Genomic DNA, 10000 nt, shown 5'->3' with positions numbered 1-10000 from the left:
GCTTTGTTGAGTTTTACAAAAGGCGTCTTCAGGATAATGCCTGCATCCGGGCGGGTCCCAAGGGTGATAACCTTCTGGAATGCCTCAATGAACTCTGGTCTGCAGTCCGGATATCCAGAATAATCTGATGCCTGGACTCCGATATAGATGGCATCGGCTCCCCGCGCCTCTGCAAAACTGGTGGCAACCGAGAGGAGGTTTGCATTTCTGAAGGGCACATAGGTATCAGGTATTCCGTCTCCTGCATCTTTATGAGCCTTGACCTGCATTGCCCGATCCGTCAGGCTGGAGGCTCCGACTGCTTTTAGATAGGTAAGATCCACATCGAGGAATTCACGTGCATTGAGGTGACGGGCAATCCGTTTTGCACATTCCCGTTCCTTCTCTTCGGTCCGCTGCCCATAAGAAAAGTGCAGGGCAAGGATATCGTATCCATCATGCTTTGCAAGACAGGCGAGTGTGGATGAGTCCATTCCGCCTGACAGAAGACATACTGCTTTCATTTCAGGGTAGTCCTATGAATTTGTGTAACTGGAGCTGCATTCGTGCCGGTAGATTTCTTGAGAGAATATATGATGCAATTCGTTGATAATCGGTCCCATATATGGGTGATATGAATAACTCTGCCTTTGTCGGGTGGCTCATAATGACTTTTTCAGCATACTGCAGATCATCGTCTGTTCCAACCACAAACTTGACTGAGTCGGTGGATTTTAAATCAGATAAAAGGTTGAGATTACTAAATTCTCCTGACGACGGGCATTTCACGTCCATACAGATCGAAATGTCATTCGGAAGACCATCAAAAGGAATTGTCCCGTTCGTTTCAATGCTCACCTTTTTCCCGGCTTTGATAAGCTGGCGGGATAGCTCTGCAACCTCATCTTTCTGAAGAAGTGGTTCACCACCGGTAATACAGACATAGTGTGGTTTTTGTAAAAGGGCTCCTCGGGCAATTTCGCTCACATTCACATCTGTTCCACCCTTTCTGCTCGCCGGAGTGTCGCAATAGGAACATGAAAGATTGCACCCGGCCAGTCGGATAAAGGTGGTAGGATAGCCGGAGGTCAGCCCTTCTCCCTGGAGGGAGGTAAATATTTCAGCGATCTTCATGCCTGAGCTCTGCGCAGCCGGTTGGTGATTCCCAGACTCTGATAGTATCAACGATGATATCTCTCCCGCTGTCTTTGTATCGCAATTCAATGGCATCCCTGATCAGGCGTGCCAGAAGTTCACTTGTCGGATCACCAGGAGTCGTAATGACCTCATGAAACTCCTGAATACGTGGGACCATCGGATCTGCTTCATTGAGGATGATCTCATGGTCATAATAGTCCACGACCTCACGGATCTCATTATAGTCTACCAGAATATTTGTCTCTTCATCGGTGTAACCTCTCAGCCACACCTCCACTTTCCAACGGTGGCCGTGAAGATTGTGACACTTCCCCCGGTAATGTAACAGCCGGTGACTTGCGTCAAATGAGACCTCTTTGTAGAGTCTGATCTGCATGAGATCAGGTTGGGCGTGAATACAACTATTATATTGCATAAGTGTCAACGTATACAGACAGGTTTCAAAGCCGACATTTTATATCGGAATCGTCGCGCATTTGGATTCTAATTCGCCACTTATTGGCGGAATTATCGAAGATTATCAGAGTGATGTAATGGGACAGGGTAAATTTGCAGCACGTAAATTAAAGCGTGACTCTGCGAGATTTCGCTGGAGTGACCCGCATTTTGCGAGAACAGCAGGTGGTCTGAAACTGAAGTCCGATCCCCTTGAGGGCGCGCCCCAGGGAAGAGGTATCGTCCTTGAGAAGATCGGTGTTGAAGCAAAACAGCCAAACTCCGCGATCCGGAAGTGTGTTCGTGTTCAGCTGATCAAGAACGGACGTCAGGTATCTGCATTTGCAGTCGGTGACGGTGCCATCAACTTCATCGATGAACATGATGAAGTCGAAATTGAAGGTATCGGCGGTCGTCTCGGACGTTCCATGGGTGATATCCCCGGAGTCCGTTTTGTTGTCACAAAGGTGAATAATGTCTGTCTCCATGAACTGGTGATAGGCAGGAAGGAGAAGCCACGCAGGTGATCGTGATGAGTGAAGAAGTATCTGCCCCGGCTCGTCTCCTCTTTAACCGCTGGGACACAAGTGAGGTCACCATCCGTGACCCGGGTATTGCACGGTACGTGAACCTGAACTCGATGATGGTGCCCCATTCCTGTGGGCGTCTTACCCGTCAGGAGTTTCATAAAGCAAATATGCTCATCGTCGAGCGGCTGATCAATCAGCTGATGCGTACTGAAGTAAACACGGGAAAAAAGCAGCTTGCCATCCGGATCGTCAGGGATGCTTTTGAGATTGTTCATCAGAAGACCAAAAAGAACCCAATCGAAGTACTCTGTGATGCAGTCGCAAATGCCGGACCCCGTGAAGAGACCGTCCGTCTGAAGTATGGTGGTATCAATGTGCCAAAGTCCGTTGATACCGCACCGATGCGCCGGGTAAATACCGCAGTCGGCTTAATCGCAGCCGGTGTCTATTCAGCATCTCATAAAAAGAAGAAACCCGTTGCAAATGCCCTCGCAGAGGAACTTATTGCCGCTGCAAATGGGGATGTCAAGTGTTACTCTGTCGCAAAGCGTGAAGAACGGGAACGTGTTGCTAAGTCTGCACGGTAAATAACAATCCCATTTCTGTTTTTTAAAATTGCAGGTGAAATATGAGCCGAGGGAAGAAAACGGTAGAGCGCGTTATGCAGCTCATGAACCAGCCGGAGTGTATCAGAAACATCGGTATTGTCGCCCATATCGATCACGGGAAGACTACTCTTTCTGACAACCTCCTGGCCGGAGCAGGTATCATCAGTGAAGATTTGGCAGGAAAAGCCTGCTGGATGGACTCGGATGAGGAAGAACAGGCACGTGGTATCACTATTGATGCATCCAACGTCTCAATGGTTCACGAGTACAACGGGAAAGAGTACCTCATCAACATGATTGATACCCCCGGTCACGTTGACTTTGGTGGGGATGTTACCCGTGCAATGCGTGCGGTAGACGGAGCAGTTGTTCTTGTCGATGCAGTTGAAGGAACCATGCCCCAGACTGAGACCGTTCTGCGTCAGGCACTCAAAGAACGTGTCAAGCCGGTATTATTCATCAACAAGGTCGACCGGCTGATCAATGAACTTCAGGTCGATGAGATGGAGATGCAGATCCGGCTTGGTAAGGTCATTGATAAGGTCAACAAGCTGATCAAGGGTATGAATGAGGAGATGTACAATAATGGCTGGAAACTTGATGCCGCCAACGGAACGGTTGCATTTGGGTCAGCACTGTACAACTGGGCTATTTCTGTCCCGTACATGAAGAAGTCCGGTATCTCCTTTAAGGAAGTATATGAGCACTGTAAGAAGGGTGAGATGAAGGAGCTTGGGAAAAAGAGCCCGCTCTGTGAAGTCGTCCTTGATATGGTCGTATCATTCCTTCCCAATCCGAAAGAGGCTCAGCCACGCCGTATTGGTGTTATCTGGCACGGTGATGTCAACAGTCCTGAAGGAAAGGGTATGATCACCTGTGATCCGAATGCACCCAGCTGTCTGATGGTCACTGATATCTCCTTTGATCCTCATGCAGGAGAAGTTGCAACCGGTCGTCTCTTCTCAGGAAAACTCAGCCGGGGCAATGAAATGTATGTCATGGGAACTGCAAAGAAGGTTAACCGTCTGCAGCAGGTCGGTATCTTCATGGGTCCGACCCGTGTTGAAGTTCCCGAACTCTATGCAGGGAACATTGCTGCCGTCACCGGTCTGAAGGATGCTATCGTCGGTTCTACCGTTTCAAGTCTCATGGAAATGACGCCGTTCGAATCCCTTGAACATTACTCTGAGCCGGTCGTTACCGTTGCCGTCGAAGCAAAGAACATGAAGGATCTGCCTAAACTGGTCGATGTTCTGCGTCAGGTCGCAAAGGAAGACCCGACCCTTCGTGTCAATATTAATGAAGAGACGGGAGAGCACCTGATCTCCGGTATGGGAGAACTGCACCTTGAGATCATCACCGGACGTATCAAGCGTGACAAGGGTGTTGAGATCATCACCTCCGAACCGATCGTGGTGTACCGTGAAACCATCACCCAGGAACTTACCGAACCAGTCGAAGGCAAGTCTCCAAACCGTCACAACCGGTTCTACTTCACACTTCATCCGCTCCCTGATCATGTTGTTGAGATGATCAAGAACCATGAGATATCCATGAACCAAGAGTCTCTTGAACGCCGTGATACGATGATCAAGGCCGGTTTTGACAAGGAAGAGGCAAAAAACGTCAAGGATATCTATGCTACCAATCTTTTCCTTGACATGACCAAGGGTATTCAGTACCTGAATGAAACGATGGAACTAATCATCGAAGGTATCCACGAAGCCCTTGACGGCGGTCCGCTTGCAGACGAGCCGGTTCAGAACATGCTTATCAAGCTCGTGGATGTCAAGCTTCACGAAGATGCGATCCACCGTGGTCCGGCCCAGGTCATCCCTGCCGTCCGGAGTGCAATCAAGGGTGGAATGCTCCTTGCAGGGGACTCACTTCTTGAGCCGATGCAGAAGCTGCATATCACCGTTCCCCAGGATCACATGGGAAGTGCAACCTCACAGATTCAGAGCCGGCGTGGTCAGGTCTTTGATATGACCAGTGAAGGAGACACCATCACTGTCATTGGAAAGGCACCGGTCGCTGAACTCTTCGGGTTTGCCGGAGATGTGCGTTCAGCAACTGAAGGTCGTGCAATGTGGAACAGCGAATTTGCAGGTTTTGAGATTGTACCGGCAGGTTCTGCCAAGGAAATAGTCCTGCAGATCAGAAAGCGCAAGGGACTCAAGGAAGAGCTGCCTAAGCCCGCGGATTACCTTGCCTAAATCTCTCCCCAATTTTCATCACTCGATTAAATCATTTTCTTTATATTTATTTTTCTGGATATCGTCTAAATTCCAATTTTTCTGTCACTGAAAATTGACAAGGTATATATGTATAACCGACGAAATTTTCGTGACCAGTCTGACTACGGATGTGGTCAGAAAATTGATGGGGTTGATTGATATGAATGCCTGTACAATGAGGCAATTAAGCACAGTGCTTATTATAATCCTGGTTCTCACAACCGGGTGGGCATCTGCTGTCAGACCTACTTCTGCAACATATGATCAGACCGGAATTACGACTACTATCGATGCAACCTGTATCGGTACACTTCTGGTAAATCATGATATGGAGTGGCAGCAGACGAATCTTCCCAATGGGGATCTCGCGAATAATACACTTTCACCAGATGAAACAAGGGCGATCTTTACCTATCGTGAAAATACCCTTGCAGCCAGTGGAACTACCAGGTACACGAAAGAGTACAATATGGATGGTTCCAATGTATCTGATGGCAGAGACAACCTGTATGCCAGACATACGGTGAATTTCCAGGCTGATCAGAGCCAGAGCGGTACGATGCTCTGGGATGAGGGAGCAACCATCACATCACTTGGTGCAGCAACGAATGGAAATGAAGTAGGTCGGTGTGTATTCGCAGGTGGAACCGGAGGAAATGGGGCAGCGTTCAAAGGAACTGTTGAAGCGGGTAGCGCAATGAACGTGCAGGAGGTTGCTGCGGTGACGACGGTTGGTGGCCGTGCGATTTCAGAGAGCTCTACCGTGCCGGTGAATCTGCGGTATGGATTTGATGCCCAGGGTCTGGGTACCAATGCGAATAATACCCTCGCAGTCGGAGCAGCAGAGGTCTATATGAATACCAACTTTGAGACCTATGATAACATTTACCAGGCAAGTGGCGATGGAAATGTTACGACCAAGATTACTGACCGGCAGAGAACCGTGGCTCGCGGACTGTTTGACCTGGCTCAGACACATGAATACTCATCGACTGCAATGGCACAGCCGACCGTAGCACCGGTCACATAACGAGAGAAGAGAGAACGATTAGGTAGGTGGGGCAGCCTTGGATGGGAGGAAATACCTAATCCTTCATTCTTTTCTTTGATAACATCCAATTCTTTTTTCATGTCTTCACGTGAACTGGAGTCTGCCCTGGCAGATCTTCGCAGTACAAATAAGGAAGTTCGTGCACATGCTTCGGCATCCCTCTCCGGAATGGGAAAAACCGCAGTCCCTGCCTTACTTCCATTACTCAATGATACGAACTGGGTAATCAGGTACCGGGCCGCTGAAGCACTGGGAGCGATTGGTGATGTCCAGGTTGTTGAGTTCCTTATCGCTCTTACCACCGATGAAAAGGATCATGTCAGGTACATGGCTGCGAAATCTCTTGGACAGATGCGGGATCCACGAATTCCTCCGATCCTCATACGGCTGCTGACCGATGATCATCCGTATACCCGGAGGATTGCAGCGGAAGGGCTTGCCAGGTCCGGATCAGATTTCGCACTGACTCCTCTTATGCAGGCACTGAAACAAGAACGTGATCCTGAAGTGAAGAATGCAATACAGACTGCACTATCGCAGATAACATCGTGACAAAAAAAGAGTACTTTTAATTTATCTGATTTTTGTTCCGGATGGAACCGGAGTTTCAGGCCGTAATAGGGATGCATTATCTCCGGCGGCCAGGATCATCCCGTTGCTTTCAATTCCGAATATCTTCGCCGGCTTCAGATTGGTGCAGACGACCACATCTTTTCCGACCAGTTCTTCTGGTTTATGAAACTGGGCTATCCCACTCACAATCTGCCGTACTTCATCGCCGATGCTGACCTGTAGTTTCAGAAGTTTGGCAGATTTTGGAACCTGTTCAGCAGAGAGGATTTTTCCAGTCTTCATCTCAACTTTCGCAAACTCTTCAATTGAGATCTCCGGGGTCTTGGGTTTTTTCTCCGCATCCAGTGCATCTATCCTGTCTCGGAGTCGTTTATCGAGTTCTTGAGTCATCTTATCATCAATTTTTGAGAACACAATGGAAGGTGCAGGAAGAGGTCCGGGGCTGAGAGGTTCAAGCCCTGCTGAGAATCCATTATTGGCTATTAGGCTGTCCTGACCGAGCTGACTCCAGATGAGCCCGGCTCGTTCCGGCATAACCGGTTCAATGAGGAGCGTCAGGGCTTTTGCCAGCTGAAGACAGTTCCTCATGACCTGTGCCATGGCTGCCTGATCGGTCTTTGCCAGTTTCCAGGGTTCCTTACTCTGAATATACGTATTCCCCCAGGCGGAGAGTACAAGGATTGCATCAACCGCTCCTTTAAAGTCATAGGCCTCAACAAGCCCGGTTACCTGTCCGATGGCCTCGTTTATCCGGTCAAGGATCTCCTGCTCTACCGCACCTTCAGGCACTCCCCCGAACTGTTTCTGGGAGAGATGGAGCGAGCGGTATATGAAGTTCCCCAGATTGTTGACAACCTCATTATTGATCCGCTCCTGGAAAAGCTGCCAGGAGAAGTTCATCTCCTTTGTGTGGCTTGTATAGGAGAGAAGGTAGTACCGAAGGTAGTCGGCAGGCAGCCCCTGGTCAAGATAATCCTCATTAGTCCAGACCACGTATCCTCGTGACTTTGAGAACTTATGGTCATCAATCTTGAGCATACCGGAGGCAACTACTGCATAGGGCGTTCCATATCCTGCACCATGGAGCATCGCCGGCCAGAAGACACAATGGTGATAGGTGATGTCCTGTCCGATAAAATGGGTCACCCGTGTGTTCTCGCCACACCAGCAATCCTTCCAGTCCCTCCCGGTCTTCGCAGCCCATTCTTCGGTAAATCCGATATATCCGATGGGGGCATCAACCCAGACATAGACGACCAGATCATCATGACCAGGGAATTTCACTCCCCATTCAAGTGTCCGGGTAATGCACCAGTCATGCAGATCCTCATTCACCCAGCCCAGGGCGTAATTGATGGCGTTATCGGTCCCTTTTAGTTTGCCCAGATATTCCCTGAGCCAGTCCTGGAATCCGCTGAGTTTGAAGAAGAAATGTTCCTGCTCTCGGTATTCTGCCCGGTTGCCACAGATCTTACAGGTAGGTTCCAGTATCTCTCCTGGTTCAAGGTGTTTCCCGCATCCCTGATCACATTCATCTCCTCGTGCCGGTTTTTTACAGTGGGGACAGATTCCCTCAAGGTACCGGTCGGGCAGGAACTTCTGACATTTTGTGCAGTATGCCTGCTGAATTATCTTCGGGTATACATAACCCCGGTCAATCAGCCGGCTGACAAGATGTTTTGTCCGAGCATGGGTAGTTGGATCATCGGTCATCCCGAAGTGATCAAAGTGCACCTGCATCTTGGTGAAGGTGTCAGAGAAATGGGTGTGATACCGTTCAGATATCTGGCGGGGAGTTGTGCCTTCCTTCTCGGCACTCACGACGATTGGCGTTCCATGATTATCCGAGCCGCAGATAAAGACCACCTCTTCTCCTTTTCGCCGCATGAACCGCACGTAAAAATCCGCAGGTACATATGTCCGGAGATGGCCGAGATGGCAGGGGCCGTTGGTATAGGGAAGGCCACAGGTAACAAGAAGTGGGCGGCTATTCATCAGGTACATTTTTGAAGATAATTCTATAAAATATACAGAGGATGGGGACCTCTGTTCTCCCTGATCCTGAACCGGCCTGTCAGACAGACTGACAGTTGCGCAGGAAGCTGCCCTGGGTTGAATGACAATATGAAGAAAAAAAGAGCGTTTAAAACACTGTCACTCGGTTCTAATCCTGAAATTCCCCAGGTTTCCGTCCTGCAGGAGTTCATCTCCGCATACCGTGGCATCGAAGCTGATCTCATCACGTTTCAATTACTTCGCTCCTTTTCTGCGCAAAAAGATGCGAAGATAGATGAGATAGCAGTCGGTGGACCGTTTTGCAGGTCACGACTGGAAGAGGCCCTGTCCTGGGATGAAGAGTCCGGACCGCACGTTACTCCGGATACCATGGTCGCCGATTATGAACTCATGACCAGATCAGGCAGGCAGATACGTTCGGTGCACGAAAATCCTGCTCTTCTCTCTTCATGCCCTTCCCCTGATGACGAGGATGCCTATGCTGAGATGTTCCATGGATTTCGTCACCTTCTGAGGACTCTGCGGGATAACCGGGTCTCCGGTCATATCATACATCTGGAGAATCCAGGCCCGTTTGATCTGGAACTCCTGTCAGGTCCGAAAAATCTCCTTTTCATAGAGCACCCTTCCCTTCATAATCTTGAGGAACTCTTGGAATACACATCAGACCTCATCATCCGGGCAGAGATGATCTCCCTTGTTAATGATCTTATGGACCGGTACCAGGTCAGAGATCTCATCGTGTATGATGCTTCAGAGTCTGCCCTTCTTGATGCCCTGCAATACGTGGACCATGATCATCTGAAGGTGGCAGGATACGCAGCAGGATCAGAAGAAGAGTACTGGAAAAAAGTAAAGGAATATGCAGTTATTTTTGAATAGTGTCTGCGTACCTTGCAATTTTTTCAAACCATTGGTTCTTTTTAAAAAGACGGAGGAGTATTTTATCTGTCAGGGTGAAATTGAAGAATCCTCCTGCTGCATTGGGATGACCCCCGCCGCCAAACTCCCTGGCAATTTTATGGGAGATGTTGGGAACTGACCTGATAGAAAATTTGCCTGACTGGGAGACCAGAACCTCGATATCAGATCCAAGTTCTTTTCGAAGGTAGGCTGCTGTCTCACTGGGGTATCCGTACATGGGAGTGACAACGGTGCGGTATTTGGTACCAAGAATGCTTGCTGCACGTTTGGTCCGTTCCATGACCCGGTTCATCTCCCGCATGATATCCTCATACTCGCTTCTGATCTTCTTATCATCAAAGACCCCAAGCATGAGCATGTCACGAACATGTTCCCTGTTCTCATGCCGCTGAAGTACAAGGCCCAGAACACCCGAACGGGGATCCTGGTGTTTCCAGAGGTCATAATCACAGACGACAAGAGCGATCTCCTGGGTTATCACATCATCCG

The 10000-nt window shown here is 49.2% G+C and carries 10 protein-coding genes and 1 pseudogene; 6 read left to right on the top strand and 5 right to left on the bottom strand.

The features are described 5' to 3' along the window. From queC to LDL35_RS06285, 3 genes are all read right to left on the bottom strand, one after another. A partial coding sequence (gene queC, locus LDL35_RS06295) for a 7-cyano-7-deazaguanine synthase QueC (RefSeq protein WP_304020538.1) occupies window positions 1-503 on the bottom strand: 503 nt, incomplete at its 3' end. A 1-nt stretch (window position 504) separates the two neighbouring features. After that, window positions 505-1209, bottom strand: a complete 705-nt coding sequence (locus LDL35_RS06290; RefSeq protein WP_304020536.1) for a radical SAM protein — start codon at window positions 1207-1209, stop codon at window positions 505-507. Next, the gene (locus LDL35_RS06285) at window positions 1100-1513 is read right to left on the bottom strand and encodes a 6-carboxytetrahydropterin synthase (protein WP_304020534.1); all 414 of its coding nucleotides are present in this window, start codon (window positions 1511-1513) and stop codon (window positions 1100-1102) included. The genes LDL35_RS06290 and LDL35_RS06285 overlap by 110 nt, the downstream gene beginning before the upstream one ends. A 157-nt stretch (window positions 1514-1670) precedes the next feature. Here LDL35_RS06285 and LDL35_RS06280 point away from each other — a divergent pair, with 157 nt between their 5' ends. From LDL35_RS06280 to LDL35_RS06260, 5 genes are all read left to right on the top strand, one after another. Beyond that, a complete protein-coding gene (locus LDL35_RS06280; RefSeq protein WP_011449776.1) occupies window positions 1671-2099 on the top strand; it encodes a 30S ribosomal protein S12 in 429 nt (142 codons plus the stop codon). Window positions 2100-2104: 5 nt separating this feature from the next. Beyond that, the gene (locus LDL35_RS06275) at window positions 2105-2689 is read left to right on the top strand and encodes a 30S ribosomal protein S7 (protein WP_011449775.1); all 585 of its coding nucleotides are present in this window, start codon (window positions 2105-2107) and stop codon (window positions 2687-2689) included. A 41-nt stretch (window positions 2690-2730) separates the two neighbouring features. Beyond that, window positions 2731-4926: an elongation factor EF-2 gene (locus tag LDL35_RS06270; RefSeq protein ID WP_304020528.1), complete on the top strand. Its 2196-nt coding sequence runs from the start codon at window positions 2731-2733 to the stop codon at window positions 4924-4926. A gap of 166 nt (window positions 4927-5092) precedes the next feature. Then, window positions 5093-5977 carry a hypothetical protein gene (locus LDL35_RS06265; RefSeq protein ID WP_304020525.1) on the top strand — a complete coding sequence of 295 codons (885 nt, stop codon included), beginning with the start codon at window positions 5093-5095 and terminating at the stop codon, window positions 5975-5977. Window positions 5978-6076: 99 nt separating this feature from the next. Beyond that, window positions 6077-6550 (top strand): HEAT repeat domain-containing protein, encoded by a 474-nt coding sequence (locus tag LDL35_RS06260; RefSeq protein WP_304020523.1) that lies wholly within the window; start codon window positions 6077-6079, stop codon window positions 6548-6550. Window positions 6551-6571: 21 nt separating this feature from the next. On the opposite strand, the gene metG is transcribed toward LDL35_RS06260, so the two are convergent. Continuing rightward, window positions 6572-8566 carry a methionine--tRNA ligase gene (gene metG, locus LDL35_RS06255; protein WP_304020522.1) on the bottom strand — a complete coding sequence of 665 codons (1995 nt, stop codon included), beginning with the start codon at window positions 8564-8566 and terminating at the stop codon, window positions 6572-6574. Between the two features lie 129 nt (window positions 8567-8695). Between metG and LDL35_RS06250 the strand changes: the two genes are divergently transcribed. After that, the gene (locus LDL35_RS06250) at window positions 8696-9469 is read left to right on the top strand and encodes a hypothetical protein (protein WP_304020520.1); all 774 of its coding nucleotides are present in this window, start codon (window positions 8696-8698) and stop codon (window positions 9467-9469) included. Here LDL35_RS06250 and LDL35_RS06245 read toward each other — a convergent pair. After that, window positions 9456-10000: pseudogene (locus LDL35_RS06245) on the bottom strand (phosphoesterase); the annotation flags it as partial. The gene LDL35_RS06250 and the pseudogene LDL35_RS06245 sit on opposite strands and share 14 nt — an antisense overlap.

This window comes from Methanospirillum hungatei (assembly GCF_020216685.1).
Classification (GTDB): Archaea; Halobacteriota; Methanomicrobia; order Methanomicrobiales; family Methanospirillaceae; genus Methanospirillum; species Methanospirillum hungatei_B.
The sequence above is the reverse complement of the archived record's forward strand: the minus strand, read 5'-3'. Positions and strand labels throughout refer to the sequence as shown.